Genomic DNA, 24722 nt, shown 5'->3' on the forward strand with positions numbered 1-24722 from the left:
CGCCGACATGCGGCTCACGCGCGGGCCAGCAGCAGGCCGCCCATGGTGACCATGGTCGCCGCGACGAGCCCGTCCATGATCCGCCAGGCCGAGGGCCGGGCGAGCAGGCCGCTCAGCAGCCGGGCCCCGTACCCCAGGCTGGTGAACCAGGTCAGGCTGGCGAGGACGGCCCCGATGCCGAAGGCCCAGCGCAGGTCTCCGCGGTCGGCGGCGAGCGAGCCGACGAGCAGCACGGTGTCGAGGTACACGTGCGGGTTGAGCCAGGTCATGGCCAGACAGGTCAGCACGGCCCCGCGCGCGGAGCCGGCGGCGGCCCCCTCCGCGGTGAGGGCGGCGCCCGGGGCGGGGCGCAGTACCCGGCGGGCGGCCAGGACTCCGTAGCAGACCAGGAAGGCGCCCCCGGCCAGGCCGACCGCGGTCAGGGCGGCCGGCCAGGCGGTGACGAAGGCACCGACGCCGGCGACGCCGAGGGCGATGAGGGCCGCGTCGGAGAGGGCGCAGATGGCGACCACCGCGAGGACCGCGTGGCGGCGCGCGCCCTGGCGCAGGACGAAGGCGTTCTGCGCGCCGATGGCGACGATGAGGGAGAAGCCGGTGCCGAAGCCGGCCAGGGCCGCGGTCAGGGTGCCGTGTGTCATGCGTCGACCGTAGGCAGCGCAGACCATTCAGTACAGCTAATGATTTTTACGTACCATTAACGCTCGTGATGGCTGAGCTTCCCCTGGACCAGGTCCGCACGCTGCTCGCGGTGGTGGACGAGGGCACCTTCGACGCGGCGGCCGCCGCCCTGCACGTGACCCCCTCCGCGGTCAGCCAGCGGGTCAAGGCGCTGGAGCAGCGGACCGGGCGGGTCCTGCTGATGCGGACCAAACCGGTGCGGGCGACGGAATCGGGGGAGGTGGTGGTCCGCTTCGCCCGGCAGCTGGCCCGGCTGGAGCGGGACGCGCGCTCCGAGCTGGGCATGGCCGACGGGACGGGCCCGGTGCGGCTGCCGATCGCGGTGAACGCGGACTCCCTCGCCACCTGGTTCCTGCCGGCGCTGACCCGGGTGCCGCAGGACCCGCCCGTCTGCATCGAGCTGCACCGCGAGGACGAGTCGCACACGACGGCGCTGCTGCGGGAGGGGCAGGTGATGGCGGCGGTGACCTCCTCGCCGGACCCGGTGGCGGGGTGCAGCGTACGGCTGCTGGGCCTGGCGCGGTACCTGCCGACGGCGAGCCCCCGGTTCGCGGCCCGGTACCTGACGGGGGCGCCGGAGCGGGACCTGCGGGAGGCGCCGACCATCGTGTTCGACCGCAAGGACGACCTCCAGGACGCCTTCGTCCGCTCGCTGACGGGGGACGCGGCGGCCGGGGCGGGCACGGTACGGCACTACATCCCGACCTCAGAGGGGTTCCGGGACGCGGTGGTCGCCGGACTGGGGTGGGGGCTGGTGCCGGAGCAGCAGGCGGGCCCGCTGGTGCGGACGGGGGAGCTGGTGCTGCTGGAGCCCCTGCGGCCGATGGACGTACCCCTGTACTGGCAGCAGTGGAAGCTCGACTCGCCGGCCCTGTCCACGGTGGCCGAGGTGATCGCGGCGGCGGCCCGGGAGGCACTGCGCAGCCCCTCGCACCGAGGGCTCTAAGCTGCGGACCATGGAGTCCTACACGATCGGACAGGCGGCCCGGCTGCTCGGTGTCAGCGTCGACACGGCCCGTCGCTGGGCGGACGCCGACCGGTTCCCCACCCGCCGGGAGGGCACGCGGCGGATGGTGGACGGCCCGGACCTGGCCGCCTTCTGCGTCGAGGTCGCGCAGGAGGCCGGCGAGGGCGAGGACGCCCCGTACACCTCGGCGCGCAACGCCTTCCCGGGGATCGTGACCGGGGTGAAGCTGGGCACGGTCGACGCACAGGTGGAGATCCAGGCGGGGCCGCACCGCATCGTCTCGCTGCTGACGCGCGAGGCGGTGGAGGAGCTCGGGCTGGAGGTGGGCGCGCGGGCCACGGCACGGGTGAAGTCGACGAGCGTGTTCATCGACCGGGCCTGAGCCCTGGTGGGGACGCACCGGCGGCGATGGCAGACTGTCCGCTGATCCGCCGAAGGGGAGTACGTCCTTGTCCATGTTCAGCAACCTGCGCCGGGCCGTGCGCCGCAGTTACCGGCGGGCCGTCGACCTCAGCCACCCGGCCCGCTCCCCGCTCGGCAGCGCGGTGGTCAACTGCCTCTTCTACCGCGACGGCGTGCGCCAGGAGGACTGCGCCGAGGTCGAGGAGGCGCTGCGCCGGGTCCGCAAGGCGGGCGACGGCTTCGTCTGGATCGGCCTGCACGAGCCCTCGCAGGCCGAGCTCGCCGGGCTCGCCGAGCTCTTCGGCCTGCACCCCCTGGCGGTCGAGGACGCCGTGAACGCGCACCAGCGCCCGAAGGTGGAGCGGTACGACGACACGCTGTTCTCCGTCTTCAAGACCGTGCGGTACGTGGAGCACGAGGAGCTGACCGCGACCAGCGAGGTGGTGGACACCGGCGAGCTGATGGCCTTCACCGGCGAGGACTTCGTCATCACCATCCGGCACGGCGGCCGCGGCACCCTCGGCCCGGTCCGCGAGGAGCTGGAAGCCTCCCCGGAGCAGCTGGCCAAGGGGCCCGCGGCGGTGTTGCACGCCATGGCCGACCACGTGGTCGACGACTACGTGGCCGTGACGGACGCCGTGCAGAACGACATAGACGCCGTCGAGACGGCGGTGTTCAGCGAGAGCGGCGGCCGCGGCGACGCCGGCCGGATCTACCAGCTCAAGCGCGAACTCCTGGAGTTGCGGCGGGCGGTGGCACCGCTGAGCCGCCCCCTGGAGCAGCTGGCCACGCAGCCGATACCGGTCATCCCGCCGGAGATCCGGGCGTACTTCCGGGACGTGGCCGACCACCTGACCCGGGCCACCGAGCAGATCAGCGCCTACGACAACCTGCTCGACTCCATCCTCCAGGCGCACCTCGCGCAGGTGACCGTCGGCCAGAACGAGGACATGCGCAAGATCACGGCCTGGGCGGCCATCGTCGCCGTCCCGACCATGGTCTGCGGGGTCTACGGCATGAACTTCGACCACATGCCCGAACTGCACTGGACCTACGGCTATCCGCTCGTCCTCGGCGTCATGGCCGTGGCCTGCTTCGTCATCCACCGCGGCTTCCGGCGCAACGGCTGGCTCTGACCCGGGAAAACCCTGCGGGGGCGGGACTGGGCGCCGAGTAGGGTCCGCCTGTCACTGATCACCAACAGGGGACGGGCGGGTCACACATGGAACGGGCGGCGGCGGAGCGGGACGGCGGGGCATCGGCGGGCGGGGCACCAGCGGGCGGCGCGACAGCGGGCGGTGCGGCCGACGGGCTCGTCGGCGAGCGGGTCCGGCTGGAGCCGCTCGCGCACCGGCACCACGACGGACTGTGCGAGGCGGTCCGGGACGGGAGGCTGTGGGAGCTTCCGGTGACGACGGTCCCGCACCCGGACGAGGTGCGCGGGTTCATCGACGAGGCCCTGGCGGAGCGGGCGCGGGGCACGCAGATCGAGTACGCGACGGTGGACCTCGCGACGGGCCGGATCGCCGGCTCGACCCGGCTCATGGCCATCAACACGGCACACCGGCGGCTGGAGATCGGCTTCACCTTCCTCGGCGGGTCCTGGCAGGGGACGGGCGCGAACACCGAGGCCAAGCTGCTCATGCTCACGCACGCCTTCGAGGCGATGGGCATGAACCGCGTCGAGTTCCTCACCGACGTGCGCAACAGCAGGTCGCGGGCGGCGATATCCGGGCTCGGCGCGACGCTCGAAGGAGTCCTGCGCCACCACACGGTGATGCGCGACGGGTGGATCCGCGACAGCGCGGTCTACGGCATCACGCGCCCCGAATGGCCGGACGCCAAGGCGCAATTGACGACCCGTCTCGCGCGCCGGGGCTGACGCGGCGGGGCGATCGCCCTGTGGCGCACGGGTCTTGAGCTGTCGTCAGCTCTGGTAGTAAAGTTTCCTAACGAAGTCGGGACGCCTCAACTACCCCACGGAGGCCTTGTGTTCACCCCCCACCGCAAGATGCTCGCGATCGGCGCACTGCTCGGCGGCGCGCTGCTCGCCGTCCCCGTCACGGCCCACGCCACCGTGACCACCGCGGCCCCCGCCCCCACGGCGCAGACCGCGGCGGCAGCGGCCGCAGGACTCGACGATCCGGCGAAGAAGGAGATCGCCATGAAGATCGTCTCCAGCGCGGAGAACTCCTCGCTGGACTGGAAGGCGCAGTACAAGTACATCGAGGACATAGACGACGGCCGCGGCTACACGGCCGGCATCATCGGCTTCTGTTCCGGTACCGGCGACATGCTCGACCTCGTCGAGTACTACACGCAGGTCAAGCCGGGCAACGTCCTGGCCAAGTACCTTCCCGCCCTGCGCAGGGTCGACGGCTCCGACTCGCACGCCGGGCTCGACCCCAACTTCACCAAGGACTGGGCGAAGGCGGCCCAGGACGCCGAGTTCAAGAAGGCCCAGGACCACGAGCGTGACCGGGTCTACTTCAACCCGTCCGTGCAGCAGGGCAAGTCCGACGGGATCGGCGTGCTCGGCCAGTTCATGTACTACGACGCCATCGTCATGCACGGTGACGGCACCGACTCCACCAGCTTCCGCAACATCCGCAAGCGCGCCCTGTCCAAGGCCAAGCCCCCGTCCCAGGGCGGCAACGAGACCGCGTACCTCAACGCCTTCCTCGACGCCCGGGTCTGGGCCATGAAGCAGGAGGAGGCGCACAGCGACACCAGTCGGGTCGACACCGCCCAGCGGGTCTTCCTCAAGAAGGGCAACCTGAACCTCAACACCCCGCTCGACTGGAAGGTCTACGGGGACTCCTTCCACATCGGCTGACGCCCGCCGCGGCCCGGGCCCGGACGCTCCTCCCGGCGACCCGGGCCGCGGTGTCGCGGTGCGGTAACGATGTGGCTAACGATCGAAGTGGCTGCCGGGGTGTCAAGTAGGCGCGCGGCGGGGACTTTTCGGACTTACTTGCACATGAGGTCACTCCAGTGCTCCGCAGTCGCACCATCAGTGCCGGAAATCGTCCGGTCCAGCCGATTTGGCTTCGCGTCAACTGGCTTGACCGGGAGGTAAGGGGGGCATAAGTTCTGCCCCGGCTTGCTCCAGCAGGACGGGCCGACCAACCGTCCTCTGGGGGGACCCATGAACTACTACGTAGACGTCCTGAAGAAGTACGTCGTCTTCTCGGGCCGCGCCCGTCGCCAGGAATTCTGGATGTTCTTCCTGTGCAACCTGGCCGTCTCGATCGTCATCGGGATCATCGACACCGTCATCGGTGCCAACAGCATCCTCTCCGGCCTGTACAGCCTGGCGGTCCTGCTGCCGACCCTCGGTCTCGCCGTCCGTCGTCTGCACGACACGGACAAGTCCGCCTGGTGGCTGCTGCTCTACCTCATCCCGTTCCTCGGCTGGATCGCCCTGATCGTCTTCTGGGCCCTCGAGGGCAACGCGCAGCCGAACAAGTACGGCCCGAACCCGAAGGTCCTCGCGGCCTGACCTGGCCCGTAGGCCTTCACGCCTGAGCGCCGCCCCGGCTGGGAACAGCCGGAGCGGCGCTTTCGCCGTTCCGGGGGGCCGGGGCGTGACACGCGTCTCCCGGACTGGCGGCAGGGGGCTGTCCAGACCGGCCCGATCACGAGATATCTTGATGTCGAGCAATGTTGCAGACGAGAGACGCAGACTGTGGAGCGGAGCATCCGGTGACTGACTCGACCATCATCTACACGCACACTGACGAGGCCCCGGCCCTCGCGACGTATTCCTTCCTGCCTGTGATCCAGGCGTACGCGTCGACGGCCGGTGTGAATGTCGAGACCCGTGACATCTCCCTGGCCGGTCGGATCATCGCCAGCTTCCCCGAGCACCTGGAGGAGAGCCAGCGGATCGCCGACGCCCTCCACGAGCTCGGTGAGCTGGCGAAGACCCCCGAGGCCAACATCATCAAGCTGCCCAACATCTCGGCGTCGATCCCGCAGCTCAAGGCCGCGATCGCCGAGCTCCAGGGCCAGGGCTACGCCCTCCCGGACTACCCGGACGACCCGAAGACCGACGAGGAGCGCGAGACCCGCGCCCGCTACGACAAGGTCAAGGGCAGCGCCGTCAACCCGGTCCTGCGCGAGGGCAACTCCGACCGCCGCGCCCCCGCCTCGGTGAAGAACTACGCCAAGGCCCACCCGCACCGCATGGGCGCCTGGACCCCCGAGTCGAAGACGAACGTCGCCACCATGGGCGCGAACGACTTCCGCTCCACCGAGAAGTCCGCCGTGATCGCCGAGGCCGGCACGCTCCGCATCGAGCACGTCGCCGCCGACGGCGCCACCACCGTGCTGCGCGACTCCGTACCGGTACTCGCCGGTGAGGTCGTGGACGCGTCCGTCCTGCACGTCGACGCCCTGCGCACCTTCCTGAACGACCAGATCGAGCGTGCCAAGGCCGAGGGCGTGCTGTTCTCCGTGCACCTCAAGGCCACGATGATGAAGGTCTCCGACCCGATCATCTTCGGCCACGTGGTCCGCGCCTTCCTCCCGAAGACCTTCGCCCGCTACGGCGAGACCCTCGCCGCCGCGGGCCTGTCGCCCAACGACGGCCTGGGCGCCATCCTGAACGGCCTGGGCGCGCTGCCCGACGGCGACGCGATCAAGGCGTCCGTCGACGCCGAGATCGCCGAGGGCCCGGCCCTGGCGATGGTCGACTCCGACAAGGGCATCACCAACCTGCACGTGCCGTCCGACGTCATCGTCGACGCCTCCATGCCGGCCATGATCCGCACCTCCGGCCACATGTGGGGCCCGGACGGCGCCGAGGCCGACACCCTCGCCGTCCTCCCGGACAGCAGCTACGCCGGCGTCTACCAGGTCGTCGTCGACGACTGCCGCGCCCACGGCGCCTTCGACCCGTCCACGATGGGCTCGGTGCCGAACGTCGGCCTCATGGCCCAAAAGGCCGAGGAGTACGGCAGCCACGACAAGACCTTCGAGATCGCCGCCGCGGGCACCGTCCGCGTCGTCGACGCCGCGGGCAACACGGTCCTGGAGCAGGAGGTCGCCGCCGGCGACATCTTCCGCGCCTGCCAGACCAAGGACCTGCCGATCCAGGACTGGGTCAAGCTCGCCGTCACCCGCGCCCGCGCCACCGGCGTCCCCGCCGTGTTCTGGCTGGACGAGGACCGCGCGCACGACGCGCAGCTGATCGCCAAGGTCAAGACGTACCTCGCCCAGCACGACACCGAGGGTCTGACCATCGAGATCCTCTCCCCGGTCAAGGCGACCGCGTACTCCCTGGAGCGCATCCGCCGCGGCGAGGACACCATCTCGGTGACCGGCAACGTGCTGCGCGACTACCTGACCGACCTGTTCCCGATCCTGGAGCTGGGCACCAGCGCCAAGATGCTGTCGGTCGTCCCGCTGATGAACGGCGGCGGCCTCTTCGAGACGGGCGCCGGCGGCTCCGCCCCGAAGCACGTCCAGCAGCTGGTCAAGGAGAACTACCTGCGCTGGGACTCCCTCGGTGAGTTCCTCGCGCTGGCCGTCTCCTTCGAGCACCTCGCCACCACCACCGGCAACGCCCGCGCCCAGGTGCTGGCCGACACGCTGGACCGCGCGACCGGCTCCTTCCTCAACGAGGACAAGTCGCCGAGCCGCAAGCTGGGCGGCATCGACAACCGCGGCAGCCACTTCTACCTCGCCCTGTACTGGGCGCAGGAGCTGTCGCGCCAGACCGACGACCCGAAGCTGGCGGCGGCCTTCGACCCGCTGGCCAAGTCGCTGGCCGAGTCCGAGGAGAAGATCGTCGGCGAGCTGATCGCGGTGCAGGGCTCCCCGGCCGACATCGGCGGCTACTACCAGCCCGACGCCACGAAGGCCGCGGCGATCATGCGCCCGTCGGCGACCTTCAACCAGGCGATCGCGACCCTGGGCTGACCCCTGCCCCAGGCAGTCGTACGTGTTCCGCCCCGGCCGGCATCGCGCCCGGCCGGGGCGGACCCGTATACCAGACCCGTATCCCGGATCCGTACGGGTCAGAGGTGGTGGATCCGTTCCTGGTCGAACGCCAGCGGAGACCGGCCGGCGGCCAGGATCCGCAGGCCGGGGGCGACGGACAGCAGGTTCCGCAGCCAGGCCAGGGCGTCCGGGCCGAGCTGTTCCGCGCCGTCCAGGACGAGCAGCATGTCCCGCTCGGCCAGCCACGAGGCGGCGTTCGCCGTTCCGCGGGGCAGGGCGGGCACGCCGGGTAAGCAGCCCGGCTCGGCCCTCGGCCCGGCCGTCAGCTCCGCCGTCAGCTCGCGCAGGCCGTAGCCGCCGTGGAGCGGGTCCATGGCGACGACGGCCACCCCGTCGTAGAAGTTGGACGCGAGGCGTCGCGCGATCTCCCGCACCAGCAGGCTCCGCGGCTCGCGCAGGCCTCCCGCCACGGTGAGCACCCGCCCCCGCCGGACGGCGGTGAGCAGGCGGGACATCTCGGCGGAGGTCGCCGGAAGCGTTCCGATCGACCGGGATTCCCTCATCGGCACGATGCCCCCCATTGCATGCGTGACCAAGTGCGGCAAGAGGGTTCGTCCGGCCGCGTGACGACGATTATGCGCCACTTGCGCCGTAAGACCAGGGGAATGTCGCATTCCGGCGAGGGGGTCTTCAGCCCCGCAGGTCAGGCCCACGTGGGGCGGTGCGGAGCCGGTGGCAGCAGCCTGCCCCGGCCCGGCGGATTGGGCGTCACGGCGCCCGCCGCCACGGCCGGACGGTGCGCGTGGTGGCGCTTCAGGTCCTCCTCCCGGTAGCGCCGCGTCCGCGCGTGCCAGACGGCGATCCCCGCGATCCACTGCTTCAGCTCGTCCACGTGGCGGTCGAGGGCCGCGCGGGCCGCCGCGTCCAGACCGTGGTCCGCGTACATGACGGGCAGTTCATTGGCCACCACGTGCTCGAACTGCTTCATCCGTGCGGTCATCAGGTCGTTCACGACCCGCAACGCCGTCGGGTAGTCGCAGTCGAAGAAGTTCTCCACGACGATCAGCAGGTTGTGCAGCTCGCCCTCGTACTCCGCCTCCTTCTGGTACGAGTACACGTCGTTCATGACGGCCGAGTAGTCGAAGGCCGCCGCCTGCAGGGACTGCAGGGCCGAACTCCCGTAGACCTCCTCCGGAACCACGTCCATGTGCGCCATCCGCGCGAGCGAGATCGTCATCGGCGACCCGAAGGTCACCCGGCGCATCTCCAGGTAGTCCACCGGGTCCGGGACGCGGTTGGCCGCCTGGTTGTCCAGCTCCCACAGCCAGCTGTCCAGCACCTGGTCCATGGCCGACCGGAACATCTCCCGGCCGCGCGGTCCCATCGGCCCCGCCGTGCGCCGCCACAGGTCGGCCAGCCCCCGCTCCATCGCGTTGACCGGGGCCGGCGGCGCCGACACGTCGAGCGGCATGCAGGCGCGCAGCCGCTGCGTCTGCGCCCTGGCGGCGGCCGGGGACCGGGTGGTGCCGAAGACCAGCGGATAGCTGTCGTCGGCGTACGTGCCCCAGCTCAGCCAGCCCGCGCTGATGTCCAGCGCCTGCGCCGAGCACGTCGGGTCGATGCCCGCCGAGCACAGCGCGAAGTCGTACCCGCGCGCCTTCTCCTCCCACCAGATGCCCTCGTCCAGGATGCCCATCGCCCGGTTCCACTCGATGAGCCGCTCCCGGGCGCCCGCCAGGTGCGGGTTGAGCACGTTCCGGTACGGCAGGTAGAACTCCGGGATCACCGAAGGCCCCACCGGATGCGGGACGTTGGAGTGCCTGCGCACCCGCCGCGCGCCGCCGGTCAGGCCCAGCAGCGCCTTGACGTTGGCGCCGGTGGTGCCCAGCCCGGAGGGGCCGGGCAGCCACCCCGGCAGCCCCGCCTCCGTGCGGTCCGGCCGGCCCTTCGTGTACCGGCTGGAGCGCATGTGCCACTCGTGGCCGCCGGACTGCCAGTCCTGGAGCCCGCGCGCGTAGGTGAGGACCGCGAGGATCCCGTCCGGGCCGAGGCCCTTCTCGGCGAAGAGCACGGGCAGTTCGGTGAAGAAGGTGCTCTCGAACTGCTGGAGCCGTGAGGTGATCATGTTGTTCAGCTGGTCGGCGGCCTCCTGGGTGGTGCAGCCGAAGAACCGCTCCAGGACCAGCACCCCGTTGCTCAGCTCCCCCTCCTTGCCGATCTCCCGCTCGTACGAGAACAGGTCGTTGCGGAAGTGGACCGAGTCGGCGAAGCAGTCGCGCAGTACGCGCAGCGCCCGCTCACCGGAGACGGACGCGGGCACCTCCACGCCCACCGCGTGCTCGACGATCCCCGCCGACCAGGGCGCGCCGCCCACCTTGCGGCGCTGTTCCACGTACTCCACCGGGTTCGACACCCTGCCGATGTTGATGTTGTCGAGCTCCCAGAGCGACTCGTCGAGCAGATCTCGGGTGCTGAGGGTGAAGCGCGCGATCCAGTCGGCCGAGTGGCCCGGTACCGTACGCCGCCACAGGTCGGCGAGGCCCGCCTCGACCGGATTGGCGGGCTCGGGCATCGCGGCGCGCGGATCGGCGGGCATGAACGGCGTGAGCCGCTCCAGGGCGGCCCGCCCGGCCGCCCGGTCACCGGTGCGCTTGAACCGCTCCAGGAACCAGTCGTCGAAGAAGAACACCCACACGTACCAGTCGGTGACGAGCGAGAGCATCGGGCCGTCGCACTCGGGGTGGGTGTAGGCGCACAGCAGCGCGTAGTCGTGCGCCTCGAGATCGGCCGGGCCCCACACGCCCGAGCCTTCCAGCATCCCCCGCTCCGCGGCCCACGCGCGGGTGTGCGTCCGGGCCTCCTCCAGATGCGGGTTGAGGCGGGCGGGGTGCGGGAGGTAGAACTCGGGCAGCTCGAAGGGCTGCCCCGAAACGCTCTCCTGCGGGTCGCTCTCCTGTCGAGCGGTCATGACGGGGCCCCCTCAGTCGTCGAAGCGGGAGATCTCCACGTTCTCCAGCACCCCGACGGCGTCGGGCACCAGGATCGCCGCGGAGTAGTAGGCGGTGACCAGGTAGGAGATGATCGCCTGCTCGTTGATGTTCATGAACCGCACCGACAGGCCCGGCTGGTACTCGTCGGGCAGCGCCACCGGGTGCAGCCCGATGACGCCCTCGTTGTCCTCTCCGGTGCGCAGGACGAGGATCGAGCTGGTCCGCTCCGGCGTCACCGGGATCTTGTTGCAGGGCAGCAGCGGCACCCCCCGCCAGGACGGGACCCGGTGGCCCTGGAAGTCCACGCTGTCCGGGTACAGACCGCGCCGGCTGCACTCGCGGCCGAACGCGGCGATCGTGCGCGGGTGGGCGAGGAAGTACTGCGACCCGCGGCGCCGGCTGAGGAGCTCGTCCATGTCGTCGGGGGTGGGCGGACCGGTACGGGCGTAGACGCGCTGCTCGTAGTCGGCGTTGTGCAGCAGCCCGAACTCCGCGTTGTTGATCAGCTCGCTCTCCTGACGCTCCCTCAATGCCTCGACGGTGAGCCGGAGTTGCTGCTCCGACTGGTTCATCGGCTTGTTGTAGAGGTCGGCGACCCTGGAGTGCACCCGCAGTACGGTCTGTGCGACGCTCAGCTCGTACTCGCGCGGGTCCAGGTCGTAGTCCACGTACGTACCGGGCAGCATCACCTCGCCCGTGTGACCGGCGGACAGGTCCACGGCGTCGCTGCCCCGGCGGCCGACGCGCTCGGCCTCCAGGTAGGCCTCGGCGTGCCGGCGCAGCGCGGCGGAACTGTTCAGCGCCGCGTCCCAGTCGCCCCGGTTGAAGGTCATCGTCACCACGTCCGTCTGCGCCCGGGCGGTGAACTCCCAGCGGGCGTCGGGCAGCGGGTGGTGGCCGAAGTGGTCGCCGTCGCTCAGCACGTCCAGGCTCGCCTCGTCCCCGTAGGCACCGGTGCCGAGCCGTTCGATCCGCCCGTGGGCGATGAGGAAGATCTTGTCGACGGGCTCGCCGCGCCGGACGATGACGTCACCCTTGCGGAACTCCTCCTTCACGAACCGGTCGGCGATGGCCTTGACCACCTGGTCGTCGGGGAAGCTCCGGAGCATGCCGAGCTCGCGCAGCATCGGCGGGATGACGCGGAGTTCGGTCCCGGTCTTCACGAAGGTGATGCGCCCGTCGCCGAGCGTGTAGCTCACGGTGCGGTTGACCCGGTACGTGCCGCCGCCGGTCTGCACCCACGGCAGGATCCTCAGCAGCCAGCGCGAGCTGATCCCCTGCATCTGCGGCGCGGACTTGGTCGTGGTGGCCAGATTCCGGGCGGCCTCGGTGCTCAGGCTCTGCCGTGCGGCGGCGGCCAGGTGCTCGGCGCTCGCTTCGGTGCTGGGGTCGACGGACATGGCGGGCCTTCCTCTCGGTCGGTCTTCCTGGGAGTGGCGCGGGTGCCGTGCGCGACGGTGGGGTGTGCTGCCGGTCCGTGCTCCCTGCGGGGCCGAGCGGGGGGTGGTGTACGGGAGTGACCGGAAGGGGCGGTCCCGCTCCGTGCGATCTGCTGTGCTCCCGTACGCCAGGGCCACGCGGTGTGACCGTGTGCCACCCGGCGTACACGTCTAGTTAGGGGCAGGACGGCCTCACCCGGTACATCCGTCCCGGCCCCGCCGTGTTGAATGTCCGACCGCGTTGAATGGATGGACACGTGTACGAGCTGGGCGGTTCTGATGGCCAAGCGTGAACCCAACGGACGACTCCGCACCCTCCTCACCGACGCGCGCTGGAGCGGGCAGGACTTCGCACGCGCCGTCAACGGCGTCGCCGCCGAGGCCGGCCTCACCCTGCGTTACGACCGCACCTCCATCTCCCACTGGCTGGCCGGCACCCGGCCTCCGGCGCACGTCGTCGCCCTGGCCGCCGAGGCGCTCAGCCGGCGCACCGGACGGCGCGTCAGCCCGGCCGACACCGGACTCGCGCGGCCGGCCGGCGCCGCCCGGACGCGCGAGCGCACCGGGCCCGGCCCGCACGGGGCGGACGCCCTCGAGCCGGACTTCTCGCCCGAGTCCTCGCCCGACCTCTCGGCGGACCTCTCGGCGGTGGCCGCCGGGGTCTGCGGGGACGCCCGGGGTACCGGCGGCGCCGGCATCGAGGCGGCGGCCCTGCTGGGCGAGATCCCGGTCTACTCCTCCGCCTGGCGGCCCCCCGGCTGGCCGCCGCCGGAACCGGCCGGGGCGCCCGCCCGGCCGTCCGGGCGGATCGGGCCGCACCACGTGGAGGCCGCCGAGGCCGTGCTGCCGGTCTTCCGCAACGCCGACATGATGTTCGGCAGCGGCCTGGCCCGCCCCGCCCTGACCCGCTACCTCGCCACCACCGTGGCGCCCTGGCTGCGCGCCGACGCCGCGCCCGCGGTACGGCACCGGCTGCTGGGCTGCGCCGCCCGGCTCGCGTACACCGCCGGCTTCCTGTGCTTCGACGGCAACCAGCAGGGCGTGGCCCAGGCATACTACCGGGCGGGGCTGCGGCTCGGCCGGGAGGCGGGGGACCCGCAGTGCTGGGCGCCCGTCCTGCGGGCCATGAGCGTCCAGGCCCACCACCTGGGCCACCGCAAACAGGCCTGGGAGCTGGCGGAGGCGGCCGCCCGGGAGGCCGGGCGGCTGCCCACCCTGCAAGCCGCCTTCGTCACCGGGCAGTTGGCGGTCGCCGAGGCCGGCTGCGGCGACCGGCGGGCGGCGGTGGCCCGGCTGGGCGAGGCGGAACGGCTGCTGGAGCGCTCGGCCGGGCAGCGGGCCGCCATCGGCGACTACCATCACGCGGCGCTCGCCCACCAGCAGGCCGAGGCGCTGGCGGCGCTCGGGGACGCGCGCGGTGCGATCGCCGCGCTCGGCACCTCCCTGCGGCACCGCCCCCCCGGCGAGCGGCGCGCCCGGGCCATCACCCTGGCGCGGCTCGCCGAACTCCACCTGAACCAGGGCCATCTGGAACGGGCCTGCGCCACCTGGCACGAGATGCTGGACGCGGTGCCCCAGCTGGACTCGGCGCGGGTGAACGACGCCGTGGGCCGGCTGCGCGGCCGCCTCCAGACCGTCGGCGGCAACCGCACCGCGCGGGCCCTGCTGGCCCGGGTCCGCGCACTCGGCTGAGGACGCTCCCGCACGCTCCGCCGGGATCGCCTTCGCATCGGTAGGGTCGGGCCGACCGCACCGTGTGAAGGGGGAGGGGGAGGGGGAGGGGCCCGTGGGGACCTATCGGCAGACCGTGGTGGACCTGGACGCCTCGCCGGAGGAGGCGGCCGCCCGCGGCGAGCACGGCAAGGGGTGGCTGGAGGCGGAGGGGTTCATCCGCCCGGTGCCGTGGCGGGGCGAGGTGGTGTACCTGGCCGGTCCACGCTGGCGGGAGGCCGTCGACCTGGTCCACTGGGACTGGCGCGCCCGGATCGAGGGGCTGGAGGAGGAGCCCGGCGACGAGCTGCGCGTCGTCGTGGGCCGTACGGTCTTCTACGCCGGCCAGGGCGATGCTCCTTCCGCGCTCTGCCCCCACTGCCGGAGCGCCGCCCCCGACTGGCCCGGCGAGGCCCTCGACACCTGGTACACCACGGGCGCCGCCGAACTCGCCTGCCCGGCCTGCACCCACCGCGCTCCGCTCGCCGACTGGCACTCGACCGACGACTACTTCGCCTTCGGCCACCTCGGCTTCCAGTTCGACGACTGGCCGCCCCTGCACCCGCGCTTCACCGCAGCCTTCGCCCGGGAACTCGGCCACCGGATCCGGGTGGTCAGCGGAAAGATCTGAGCGAGCGGGTCACCGGGCGGTGTACCTCGTGAAGGCTTCCCGGCAGTCGGGGACGAACGGCCACTGCTGCAGAACCTCCCGGAGGGCGGATTCGGGCAGCCAGTCGTGCCAGGCGATCTCCGACGGATCCGGTGCCACGCTCTCCTCGATGACGGCCTCGTGCACCCCGAGCCAATACGGGCTGATCGCCCCGTGGCAGAGGAACGTGCAGGCGAGCCGCACCGGGGCGCGGACCCCGAGCTCTTCCGCCAGTTCCCGCGCGGCGGCATCCTCGTAGGTCTCGCCCGCGTTCACCGCGCCGCCGAGCAGCCAGTTGTACTGGCCCGGGAACCGCGAAACGTTCTCCGGCCGCCGGTGCACCAGGATCCGGCCCTCCGCATCGCGGCACACGACGGTCGCCACCCGGTGCAGCCACTTCCTGCGGATGGCCTCACTCCGGTCGACGACCCCCACGGTCCGGTCCCGCTCGTCCACGCGCTCCACCAGCTCACCCATGACGCCCATGACGCCCACGATGTCAGGGAGACGTCTGCGGCGCCCCCACTGACGGTGTGGTGATGGTGGCGAGGGGTGGGAGGCCGTAGGTGCGGGCGTAGCCGTTCTCGGTGCCGACGAGGAGGTCGACCACCTCGAAGTAGCGGTCCCAGAACGGGGTTTCGCGCAGAGCGTCGACGAGGAGCTGGTAGGCGTGGTGGTCTTCGGCTTCCCACACCCAGACGTCGGTGACGCGCGCGGAGTAGAACTCGGTGTCGTAGAAACGCGACCGGACGCCGCTGGTCCTGGCCTCGATCACGGGCAGGACCCGGGTGGTGAAGGCGTCCACACGTTCCTGGACGGTCAGGGCGAGCCATTCGGGTGTGGTCTTGACGAGCATGAATGCCGTGACCGGCGGTTCCGTGGTTTCAGCGGGCATCAGGGTGCCTCCAAAGCGGCAGGTGGTTCAGGAGAGGACGGCGGGCTTGAGGGTCAGGGCGCACCACTGCGCGAAGCCGGTGGGGGAGGCGGTGTCCGGGGTGCGGGCGACGCCCGCGTCCAGGCCCTGGTCCTTGGCCCGCTTCATGTCGACGATGCCCTGGACGAACGCCTCGTTGAGGCCGTGGCCGACGAGGGTGGTGAACAGCTCGTCGAGCGGCCGGCGTTCGTAGCGGACCGGGCGGCCGAGCTGCGCGGTCATGATGCGGGCCAGGTCGTTGGGGGACAGGTCCTCCGGCCCGAGGACCGGGACGTCGTCGACGCCGGTCCACGAGCGGTCCAGCAGCAGGCGGGCGGCGACGGCCGCGATGTCGGCGGTGGCGACCAAGGGGGCCTTGCGGTCGGCGTCGACGACGTCGGTGAAGACGCCCTCGTCGCGGATCGAGCCGGACTCCTCCAGGAGGTTCTCGAAGAAGGACGCGTTGGCCAGGGCCCGGTAGGCGACGCCGCTTCCGGAGATGAGGTCGTCCATGGCGAGGGAGGCGGTCACCAGGCCGGCGCGGTCGGCGAGCGGCGTACCGCGGCCGAGCGCCGAGACCCCGACGACATGGCCGACGCCGTGGGCGGCGAGCGCCTTCACGGCGGGGCGGGTGAAGCCGCTGAAGCCGTCGTACGGGGCCAGGGAGGCGTCCGGGGGGACGAGCCAGAAGACGGCGTCCGCACCCTCGAAGGCCCGGTCGAGGACCTCGGCGTCCCCGTGCGAGCCGGTGACCACGTCGACGCGTCCGCGCGCCGCGTCCGGCAACCGGGCGGGGTCGCGCACGATCACGCGCAGTTCCTCGCCTGCCGCGGGGGCGGACTCCAGGAGCCGGGAGAGCAGCGGACGGCCGATGTTCCCGGTGGGAGCGGTGATGACGATCATGAAAACCTCGCAGGTCGTTCCGGTTCGGTACGCCCCCATCCTGCGAACGGCCACGGTGTTGCCACAATGGGAACTTCGGCACGCAATCATTGACGGAAATGGAATGATGCTGGTGAACAGCCCAGAGCCGGTCCTCGACGCCAACCTCGCCCTCGCACTGGACGCCCTGCTGGCCGAACACAGCGTCACCCGGGCCGCCGCCCGCCTGCACACCTCGCCCGCCGCGATGAGCCGCACGCTCGCCCGCCTGCGCCGCACCCTGCAGGATCCGCTGCTGGTCCGGGCCGGGCAGACCATGGTCCCCACTCCGCGCGCCCAGGCCCTGCGCGAGGAAGCCGCGGCCGTGGTGCAGCGCCTCGGGGCCCTGCTCAGCCCCGACACCGGCGTCGACCCGGCCACCCTGCGCAGCACCTTCACCCTCCAGACCGCCGACCTGGTCGGCGCGGCACTGGCCCCCGGGCTGCTGCGGCTGGCCGAGCAGGAGGCGCCGGGGGTCTCGTTCCGGCTCCGGGCCGAGGAGTTGGAGGCCGGCCCGGCCCTGCGCGACGGCCGGATCGACCTGGAGGTCGGGTCCATCGACCACGTGGACCCCGAGACCAGGGTCGAGGAACTGGTCAGCCTCCGCATGATGGCGGCCGTCCGGCCCGGCCACCCGCTGACCGAAGGGCCCCTGACCCCGGCCCGGTTCGCCGCCGCCCACCACGTCGCGGTCAGCCGCCGCGGCCGGTTCACCGGCCCCCTCGACACCGCCCTGGCCGAGCAGGACCTTCACCGGCGGGTCGCCGTCGTCCTCCCCGGCCACCTGGCCGCCATGACCCTCGCGGCGCGCAGCGACATCGTCTGCCTCGTACCCGCCGCACTCCCCGGAGCCGCCCCCTCACCCCTCACCGGCGACGCCATCGCCCTCGGACTGCACCTCCTGGACATCCCCCTGGCGCTGCCGCCCGTGACCATCGGCATGGCCTGGCACCCCCGCCACGCAGCCGACCGAGCCCACCACTGGCTGCGCAACGCCGTCCGCCGGACCCTCCGCGCACCCGGGACCCCGACAGGGTGAGCCGACCGCGTGACCCGACCGCGTGATGCGACCCGCGCGGCCGGGCGGCCGCTACGGCGTGCCGCCGCTCGCGGGGCCGTGGTAGCGGGGGCTCGTGGCGTGCCACTCCTTCGCCCCGCCCATCCAGTTCCAGATCCCCTCCAGGAAACGGCCCAGCGCGGGCGAGCCGAGGGCGGCCAGCGCGGCCGACTCCGCCTCGACGGCGTGCATCACCTCGTCGTGGACCGCGGCCGTCCGGTTCACCGCCTCCTGGAGCGAGCAGTGTTCCTCGGCCGCGATCAGGCGGGGGAGGCTGGTGTCGCCGGGGTCCTCCCGGGCCATCGAGTACAGGTCGTTGAGCAGGCAGGTGGCGACCCCCGCGTACATGTACGTGCGCCGCACCCGCGGGTCCGCGAACTCGTGCGCGGGGACCTCGTACCCGCCGACCGGATCGGTGAGGACCATGCAGGGGAAGAAGCCGTTCTCGTACCGGTGCAGCAGGTACTCCCAGACCGGCGGCCGGCGGGCGGAGGTCCGCCACTCGGCCTCGTGGTTGTACCCGACGAACATCACCGCCAACTGGTAGCGCAGCCGGGTCACCTGGGTGGGCGAGGCGAACTCGGCGAGGTGGTCCAGCGCGGAGCGGAAGGCGCGCAGCACGGGCTCGGCGGCCACCTGGTCCTCGAACTGCCGCTCGTAGCGCGGCGGCAGCCGCACCGGGTCGACCACGGCGTGCGCGAGCGCCGTGCGCAGTCCGAGCAGCCGCGGGTCGGCGTCCTCCCCGTCGTCGGCCCAGTGGTCGTCGACGGCCCACTCGGAGAGCCCGCACCGGGCGGCCGCGAGCAGCCGGTCGGCGTCGTCGCAGTCCGGGTGCGCGAGCATCATCAGCCGGCCGAACCGGCACGAGCGCAGCATGTCGAGGCGCCCGGCGTAGATCCCGACGTCCTCGGCCCACCGGACGAGTTCCTCGTCCACCGCGTCGGCCAGCGCCGGGTCGTCCCGCACGGCGTCGGGGCAGTACAGCGGGGGGATGACGATGCCCGAGCCGGTCCGGGTGCCCTCGGTACGGGTCCGCTCGGTCCGGGTGCCGCCCGTACGAGTCTTCGTACGGGTCCCCGTACGCGCACGCGTACCGGCGGCGAGGCCGGGATCGGCGCGCGGGGGAGCGGCCCCGAGCCCGCTCCGGCCGCCGAGCAGCCGGCTCAGGACCTCCGCCGGATCGGTGGGCACGGCGCCGGGGCGGCCCGGGGCGTGAGCGGGGGCGCGGTCCATGGCTCCTCCTGTCATGGCTCCTCCTGCGGGTCGGCACACCCACCCATGGAGCGGGGGCGGCGCCCGGCCCCGGTAGGTCCGGCGCCCGCGCGCCCGTTGAAGATCCGGCGGCGTTGAAAGCCTGCACGGATGTACGCACGCCCGGGAGTTCGCACAGGCGTGCAGGCCTTCAACCGCGGGGGATTTTCAACAGCCCCCGGGCCGGGGCCGCTACCGCGCCCGGCGCCCCGCGCCCCACGGTGAGCGTGCAGCACGCTCCGCGTGGACCGACGCAGGGAGGAACCCCGCATGACCGCAGAGGCGCAGCCACTCCTGGACCCCGCAGACGAACGGCAGCTGAGCCTGAGCACCGCCGCGGCCCGCAATCTCGCGACGACCACCAAGTCCGTCCCCCAGATGCAGGGCATCAGCTCGCGCTGGCTGCTGCGCATGCTGCCCTGGGTGGACCTGTCCGCCGGCACCTACCGCGTCAACCGCCGGCTGACCCACGCCGTCGGGCGCGGCCGGATCTCCTTCGTCCAGGCCGGCGCGGACGACGTACGCATCCTCGCCCCCACCCTCACCGAGCTGCCCGTCCTCAAGGGCTACGCCGACCCGGCCGTACTGGAGGAGCTGGCCCGGCGGTTCGTCAAACGCGACCTGCGCGCCGGAGACGTCCTCGTCGACGCGGGCGCCCCCGTCGCCGAGGTGTTCATCATCGCCCACGGCCGCGTCGAGAAGAGGGTGTCGGGCAAGTACGGCGGCAGCGAACTCCTCGGCGTGGTCGCCGACGGGGACCAGCTCGGCGACGACGCCCTCGGCCAGGACGACCCGCGCTGGGCGTACTCCGTCCGGGCCGCCACCGCGGGCACCGTCATGGTGCTGCGGTGGAGCGCCTTCCAGGAGGTACTGGGCCGCGCGGACAGCCTGCGGACCCACCTGGAGCAGTACGTCGAGAACGGCAGGCGGCCCGTCAACCGGCGCGGCGAGGCCGACATCGAGCTCGCCTCCGGCCACGCGGGCGAGGCCCGGCTGCCCGCCACCTTCGTCGACTACGAGCTGCAGCCGCGCGAGTACGAGCTGAGCCTCGCCCAGACCGTGCTGCGGATCCACACCCGGGTCGCCGACCTCTACAACGAGCCGATGAACCAGTTCGAGCAGCAACTGCGCCTGACCGTGCAGGCCATGCGCGAACGCGAGGAGTCCGAACTGCTCAACAACCGGCAGTTCGGCCTCCTCCACAACGCCGACTACGGACAGCGCATCAGCACCTGGTCCGGCCCGCCCACCCCCGACGACATGGACGACCTGCTCAGCATGCGCCGGGGGACCGCCTTCTTCCTCGCGCACCCCAAGGCCGTCGCCGCCTTCCTCCGCGAGTGCAACAAGCGCGGCCTCGCCCTCGACACCGTGGAGGTCCACGGCAAACAGGTGCCCGCCTGGCGCGGGGTCCCGCTGCTGCCCTGCGGCAAGATCCCGGTCGTCGGCGGCCACACCAGCTCGATCCTGGCCCTGCGCACCGGGGAGGACAACGGAGGCGTCATCGGCCTGCGTCCGGCCGCGATCCCCGAGCAGATCGAACCGGGCCTCAACGTCCGCTGCATGGGCATCGACCAGAAGTCGGTCATGTCCTACCTGGTCAGCTCCTACCACTCGGTGGCGATCCTGGTGCCGGACGCCATCGGGATCCTGGAGAACGCCGACATCGCCGCCCCCCGCTCCGACTGACCCGGCCGCCCACGCCGCGTCGGCGCGGCGGCGTAGTTCCGGTGGTCCGGGTGACGTACGTGCCCGGGCCCGGGCACCTGGGAACGGTTGTCCGCACGCCGGTAATGGGCTCTACTGCTGTGCAGCCCCCGCTCGGGGCATATGCGCGGGAGGGGCCAGCATGACAGCGGACCGGCGAACGGAGCACGGGACGGGGCACGGGAGGGGTCGCGGGAAGCGGCGCCCGACCCGCGCGTCCGGCACGGCCGGTGTGCCCGGCCTTCCCGGCGTGCACCGGCCCGTGTCGCACCGCCGTCGGCCGGCCTTCCGCGGCCGAAGACCGCTGCTCGCCCTGCTGCTGTCCGCCTTCTTCCTGGTCGGCGTCTGCGCGGCCACCGGCATCGCCTGGGACCCCTTCGCGGGGACGTCCGTACAAGGCGGTTCGGTCCCGCCCGCCGACGTCCCCCCGGCCACCGGGCCCGCCGGCGGCGCCACGGCCGGCGCCACCGGCCCGGCCACCCCGTCACCGGCGGGGACCCCCGCGCCCACCAAGGGCGCGGCCGCCAAGGGCAACCCCCAGGGCGCCGTCGACACCGGAGCCGAACGCCCCTCCGGCGCCCTGCCCTTCGACATGCCGCAGCCGGCCGCCCTGCGCTCCGGCGGAGCGGGCAAGAAGCTGGTGTTCGCCCACTACTTCACCCCGTACCCGCTCTCCCTCGACAACGCGAGCGCGGACAACGACTACTACACCCGCAACTACCTCGACCCCGAAGGCGAGAGCGGGAAGCACGGCAAGTACGGCGGCCTGCTGCGCGACAGGCCCCTGCCCGTGGCGCCCAAGAGCGGCGACTGGGAGTACGCCAACCTCCAGCAGGAGGTGCGCACGGCCCGCGCGGCGGGCATCGACGGCTTCACCCTGGACCTGCTCTCCCTCTCCGGCAAGAACTGGGACCGCTCCAACCTGCTGATGGCCGCGGCCCGTTCGGTGGACCCGGCATTCAAGATCATGCTGATGCCGGACATGACCTCGCTGAAGACCGACGACCCCCGCGAGCTCGCGAAGGCCATCGCCACGCTCGCCGACGCCCCCGCCGCGCACCGGCTCCCCGACGGCCGGCTCGTCGTCTCCCCCTTCAAGGCGGAGGCGAAGGGCGTGGCCTGGTGGACCGAGGTGATCGCCGCCCTCAAGTCCGAGCACGGCATCCGTACCGCCTTCGTCCCGCTCTTCCTCGACTTCGGCGCGCACAGCGGTGAGTTCGCCCCGATCAGCCACGGGTTCTCCGAGTGGGGCAGCCGCAGCTACGTCGGCCAGGAGAGCTCCACCCGCGACGTACAGCGGGCCCACGACATGGGCAAGATCTGGATGCAGCCCGTGTCGGTCCAGGACGCCCGCCCCAACCAGGGCATCTACGACGAGGCCGGCAACACCGCGACCCTCCGCTCCACCTGGACGCACGCCATCGAGGACGGTGCGGACTGGGTGCAGCTCACCACCTGGAACGACTACTCCGAGGGCAGCCAGTTCGCACCCTCCCTGCACAACGGCTACGCCTACCTGGACCTGAGCTCGTACTACCTCACCCGGTTCAAGACGGGCCGCTGGCCGGAGATCGTCCGGGACACCCTGTACCTCACCGCGCGCACCCAGTTCGCGAACGCCGACCCGACGGGCGACCAGTCGCTGGTGATGTCGCTGCGCAAGGGGAGCGCACCGCCCCGGGACACCGTGGAGGTGCTCAGCTTCCTCTCCGGGCCCGCCGTCGTCCGTACGACCGTCGGATCCGCGAAGGGCAGTCACGAGGCCCCCGCCGGGATCCACTCCCGGCTGCTGCCGCTGAAGGCGGGCACCAGCTCGGCGCAGACCGTCCGCGACGGCAAGGCCACGGCGAAGGTCGACCTCCCGTACCGGGTGGACCCCACGGTGGAGGTCCAGGACCTCCAGTACTACGCGGCAACGAGCGGCCGCGAGCCGTAGCGAATTCAGCCCCGCCGGCGTTTGAGGCGTGGGGGTCCCCCCGGACGGAGTCTGGGGGAGGGTCTGGGGCGGAGCCCCAGGTACCGGGCGGAGCCCGGGGCGCGTGCGCGGCAGCGGCCGGCCGGCCGCGGTCTTCCGGCTTCGGCGGCCGCCGGGAGATGATCCGGGCGACACCCGCGCCCCACCCCCGGAGGTCGCATGCCCGAGCCGACACGCTCAGCCGACACCGATTCCCCCGCCGAGCCGCCCGCAGGGCACCCCGCAGGGTTCCCCGGCGGGCCCGCCCTCTTCCGCCTCGACCCCCGCGTAGCCCACCTGAACCACGGCTCCTTCGGAGCCGTCCCCCTCCCCGTCCAGGAGACCCAGGCCGCGCTCCGCGCCGAGGCCCACGCCGATCCCGACGCCTTCTTCCTCTCCGTCCCGGACCGCCTCGCCGCGGCCCGCGCCCGGATCGCCGCGCACCTGGCCGCCGACCCCGACGGGCTCGCCTTCGTCTCCAATGCCACCGAAGGCGCCAACCTCGCCCTCGACGCCGTCCCGCTCGCAGACGGCGACGAGATCCTGGTGACCGACCACGGCTACGGCACCGTCGTCGCGGCCGCCGCCCGCCGCGCTCCTGTCACCACCGTCGCCCTGGATCCCCACCTGCCCGACGAGGACGCCGTACGCGAGACCGTGCTGGCCGCGCTGACGCCCCGTACGCGCGTGGCCGTGCTCGACCACGTCAGCTCGCCCACCGCCCGGATCGTCGCCTCCCCCCGGCTCCTCGCCGACCTGCGCGACCGCGGGGTCACCACCGTCGTCGACGGGGCGCACGCCCCCGGCATGCTCGCCGACCCCCTCGCCGGCGGCGCCGACTTCTGGTTCGGCAACCTCCACAAATGGGGCTACGCACCCTCCGGCACCGCGATCCTCGCCGTCGCCCCGCAGCACCGCTCCCGCATCCGTGCGCTCGTACCGTCCTGGGAGGACCACCACGGCTTCCCGCGCTCCGTCGAGAACCGAGCCACCGCCGACTACACGGGCTGGCTCGCCGCCCCCGACGGACTGGACCTGATCGAACGCCTCGACGCGGCCAAGGTGCGGGCCCACAACAGCGCCCTCGCCGCCCACGGCGCGGCCCTGCTCGCCGACCTTCCCGGGCTCAGGCCCCTCCCGCACACCGACGGCCTCGCCATGCGCGCCCTGCTGCTGCCGCCCGGCGTCGCCGAGACCCCGGACGGAGCCCGCGCCCTGCGCGAGGAGCTCGCGGCGCGGCTGCGCGTCCGCGTGCTGATCTGGCCCCGGCCGGGCGGCGGCGGCATCCGCGTCTGCGGGCAGATCTACAACCTGCCCGGGGAGTACGCCCGCCTCGCCGCCGCCCTGCCCGAGTACCTCGGCCGGGCCGTCAGCCGCGCCTGAGCAGGTACGTGTCCATGATCCAGCCCTTGCGGGCGCGGGCCTCGGTGCGCAGTTCCTCGATCCGCCCGGCGACCTCCGCGAGCTTCCCCGAGACCAGGATCTCGTCCGGGGTGCCCACGTAGGCCCCCCAGTAGATGTAGAGGTCCTGGTCCAGGTGGGCGGTGAAGGCGTGCCGCGCGTCCAGCATCACGACCACGTCGTCCACGTCGTCCGGCCAGCCCTCGGCGAGCCGGCGCCCGGTGGTGATCTGGACCGGGCGGCCCACCCGGTTCAGATTGGTCCGGTGCCGCGCCAGCAGCGCGGAGATGCTGCTGATGCCCGGCACGACCTCGTGCTCGAAGGCCACCCGGCCGTGCTCCAGCACCTCGTCGAGGATCGCGAGCGTGGAGTCGTACAGGGAGGGGTCGCCCCACACCAGGAACGCCCCGGTCTCACCGTCCGCGAGGTCCTCCGCGATGAACCGCTCGAAGATCTCGGCGCGTGCGCTGCGCCAGCCGTCCACCGTCGGCGCGTAGGCGGCGGGGGTCCGGTCCCGGTCCGGGTCGCGGCCCTCCACCAGCCGGTGGCCGGGCCGGGCGTGCGCGTCGAGCATCGCCCGCCGCAGCCCGGTCAGGTCCGCCTTCTCCTCGCCCTTCTCCAGGATGAGGAATGCGTCCGCCGCGCCGATCGCCCTGACCGCCTGGAGGGTCAGGTGGTCCGGGTCGCCCGCGCCTATGCCGATCACTGAGAACTTCTTCACCCGGCTATTCTGCCCG

General features: G+C 72.5%; 22 protein-coding genes. 13 read left to right on the forward strand and 9 right to left on the reverse strand.

The window, feature by feature from the left end:
- Positions 1 to 14 precede the first annotated feature (14 nt).
- Positions 15 to 638 carry a LysE/ArgO family amino acid transporter gene (locus AB0D29_RS06310; RefSeq protein ID WP_351589407.1) on the reverse strand — a complete coding sequence of 208 codons (624 nt, stop codon included), beginning with the start codon at positions 636 to 638 and terminating at the stop codon, positions 15 to 17.
- Positions 639 to 706: 68 nt separating this feature from the next.
- Here AB0D29_RS06310 and AB0D29_RS06315 point away from each other — a divergent pair, with 68 nt between their 5' ends.
- From AB0D29_RS06315 to AB0D29_RS06345, 7 genes are all read left to right on the forward strand, one after another.
- A complete protein-coding gene (locus AB0D29_RS06315; RefSeq protein ID WP_362852409.1) occupies positions 707 to 1624 on the forward strand; it encodes a LysR family transcriptional regulator ArgP in 918 nt (305 codons plus the stop codon).
- A 10-nt stretch (positions 1625 to 1634) separates the two neighbouring features.
- Positions 1635 to 2027 (forward strand): TOBE domain-containing protein, encoded by a 393-nt coding sequence (locus AB0D29_RS06320; protein WP_362852410.1) that lies wholly within the window; start codon positions 1635 to 1637, stop codon positions 2025 to 2027.
- Positions 2028 to 2100: 73 nt separating this feature from the next.
- The gene (corA, locus tag AB0D29_RS06325; RefSeq protein WP_362852411.1) at positions 2101 to 3183 is read left to right on the forward strand and encodes a magnesium/cobalt transporter CorA; all 1083 of its coding nucleotides are present in this window, start codon (positions 2101 to 2103) and stop codon (positions 3181 to 3183) included.
- A gap of 86 nt (positions 3184 to 3269) precedes the next feature.
- Entirely contained in the window at positions 3270 to 3929 is a 660-nt protein-coding gene (locus tag AB0D29_RS06330; protein ID WP_362852412.1) for a GNAT family protein, read from the forward strand.
- A 129-nt stretch (positions 3930 to 4058) separates the two neighbouring features.
- Positions 4059 to 4883: a chitosanase gene (locus AB0D29_RS06335; protein ID WP_362852518.1), complete on the forward strand. Its 825-nt coding sequence runs from the start codon at positions 4059 to 4061 to the stop codon at positions 4881 to 4883.
- A 312-nt stretch (positions 4884 to 5195) separates the two neighbouring features.
- A complete protein-coding gene (locus AB0D29_RS06340) occupies positions 5196 to 5549 on the forward strand; it encodes a DUF805 domain-containing protein (protein ID WP_362852413.1) in 354 nt (117 codons plus the stop codon).
- A 203-nt stretch (positions 5550 to 5752) separates the two neighbouring features.
- The gene (locus AB0D29_RS06345) at positions 5753 to 7972 is read left to right on the forward strand and encodes an NADP-dependent isocitrate dehydrogenase (protein WP_362852414.1); all 2220 of its coding nucleotides are present in this window, start codon (positions 5753 to 5755) and stop codon (positions 7970 to 7972) included.
- Positions 7973 to 8070: 98 nt separating this feature from the next.
- Here AB0D29_RS06345 and AB0D29_RS06350 read toward each other — a convergent pair whose 3' ends face one another.
- The 3 genes from AB0D29_RS06350 to AB0D29_RS06360 form a co-directional block, all read right to left on the reverse strand.
- Complete coding sequence (locus AB0D29_RS06350; RefSeq protein WP_362852415.1) at positions 8071 to 8556, reverse strand: hypothetical protein; 486 nt, start codon at positions 8554 to 8556, stop codon at positions 8071 to 8073.
- Between the two features lie 140 nt (positions 8557 to 8696).
- Complete coding sequence (locus AB0D29_RS06355; RefSeq protein ID WP_362852416.1) at positions 8697 to 10961, reverse strand: germacradienol/geosmin synthase; 2265 nt, start codon at positions 10959 to 10961, stop codon at positions 8697 to 8699.
- A 12-nt stretch (positions 10962 to 10973) separates the two neighbouring features.
- A complete protein-coding gene (locus AB0D29_RS06360) occupies positions 10974 to 12383 on the reverse strand; it encodes a family 2B encapsulin nanocompartment shell protein (RefSeq protein WP_362852417.1) in 1410 nt (469 codons plus the stop codon).
- Positions 12384 to 12701: 318 nt separating this feature from the next.
- Here AB0D29_RS06360 and AB0D29_RS06365 point away from each other — a divergent pair, with 318 nt between their 5' ends.
- A complete protein-coding gene (locus tag AB0D29_RS06365; protein ID WP_362852418.1) occupies positions 12702 to 14114 on the forward strand; it encodes a tetratricopeptide repeat protein in 1413 nt (470 codons plus the stop codon).
- 94 nt (positions 14115 to 14208) lie between these two features.
- Positions 14209 to 14763, forward strand: a complete 555-nt coding sequence (locus AB0D29_RS06370; RefSeq protein WP_362852419.1) for a hypothetical protein — start codon at positions 14209 to 14211, stop codon at positions 14761 to 14763.
- Positions 14764 to 14772: 9 nt separating this feature from the next.
- Here the strand turns inward: AB0D29_RS06370 and AB0D29_RS06375 are convergent, their stop codons facing one another.
- From AB0D29_RS06375 to AB0D29_RS06385, 3 genes are read right to left on the reverse strand one after another with little or no spacing between them, the layout of a single operon-like run.
- Complete coding sequence (locus AB0D29_RS06375) at positions 14773 to 15258, reverse strand: NUDIX domain-containing protein (protein WP_362852519.1); 486 nt, start codon at positions 15256 to 15258, stop codon at positions 14773 to 14775.
- A 22-nt stretch (positions 15259 to 15280) separates the two neighbouring features.
- Positions 15281 to 15676, reverse strand: a complete 396-nt coding sequence (locus AB0D29_RS06380) for a darcynin family protein (protein WP_362852420.1) — start codon at positions 15674 to 15676, stop codon at positions 15281 to 15283.
- Positions 15677 to 15703: 27 nt separating this feature from the next.
- Entirely contained in the window at positions 15704 to 16597 is an 894-nt protein-coding gene (locus AB0D29_RS06385; RefSeq protein WP_362852421.1) for an NAD(P)H-binding protein, read from the reverse strand.
- A 103-nt stretch (positions 16598 to 16700) separates the two neighbouring features.
- Between AB0D29_RS06385 and AB0D29_RS06390 the strand changes: the two genes are divergently transcribed.
- Positions 16701 to 17654: a LysR family transcriptional regulator gene (locus AB0D29_RS06390; protein ID WP_362852422.1), complete on the forward strand. Its 954-nt coding sequence runs from the start codon at positions 16701 to 16703 to the stop codon at positions 17652 to 17654.
- Positions 17655 to 17705: 51 nt separating this feature from the next.
- On the opposite strand, the gene AB0D29_RS06395 is transcribed toward AB0D29_RS06390, so the two are convergent.
- A complete protein-coding gene (locus AB0D29_RS06395; RefSeq protein WP_362852423.1) occupies positions 17706 to 18920 on the reverse strand; it encodes a family 2 encapsulin nanocompartment cargo protein terpene cyclase in 1215 nt (404 codons plus the stop codon).
- Positions 18921 to 19193: 273 nt separating this feature from the next.
- Here AB0D29_RS06395 and AB0D29_RS06400 point away from each other — a divergent pair, with 273 nt between their 5' ends.
- The 3 genes from AB0D29_RS06400 to AB0D29_RS06410 all read left to right on the forward strand — a co-directional run bounded on the left by AB0D29_RS06400 (position 19194) and on the right by AB0D29_RS06410 (position 23967).
- Positions 19194 to 20612, forward strand: a complete 1419-nt coding sequence (locus AB0D29_RS06400) for a family 2B encapsulin nanocompartment shell protein (RefSeq protein WP_362852424.1) — start codon at positions 19194 to 19196, stop codon at positions 20610 to 20612.
- Positions 20613 to 20892: 280 nt separating this feature from the next.
- Entirely contained in the window at positions 20893 to 22566 is a 1674-nt protein-coding gene (locus tag AB0D29_RS06405; RefSeq protein ID WP_362852425.1) for a glycoside hydrolase family 71 protein, read from the forward strand.
- A 198-nt stretch (positions 22567 to 22764) separates the two neighbouring features.
- Positions 22765 to 23967, forward strand: a complete 1203-nt coding sequence (locus AB0D29_RS06410; RefSeq protein WP_362852426.1) for an aminotransferase class V-fold PLP-dependent enzyme — start codon at positions 22765 to 22767, stop codon at positions 23965 to 23967.
- On the opposite strand, the gene cobF is transcribed toward AB0D29_RS06410, so the two are convergent.
- Complete coding sequence (gene cobF / locus AB0D29_RS06415; protein WP_362852427.1) at positions 23954 to 24706, reverse strand: precorrin-6A synthase (deacetylating); 753 nt, start codon at positions 24704 to 24706, stop codon at positions 23954 to 23956. The two genes, AB0D29_RS06410 and cobF, sit on opposite strands and share 14 nt — an antisense overlap.
- Positions 24707 to 24722 lie beyond the last annotated feature (16 nt).

Origin of the sequence: Streptomyces sp. NPDC048424, assembly GCF_040651555.1 — a bacterium.
Classification (GTDB): domain Bacteria; phylum Actinomycetota; class Actinomycetes; order Streptomycetales; family Streptomycetaceae; genus Streptomyces.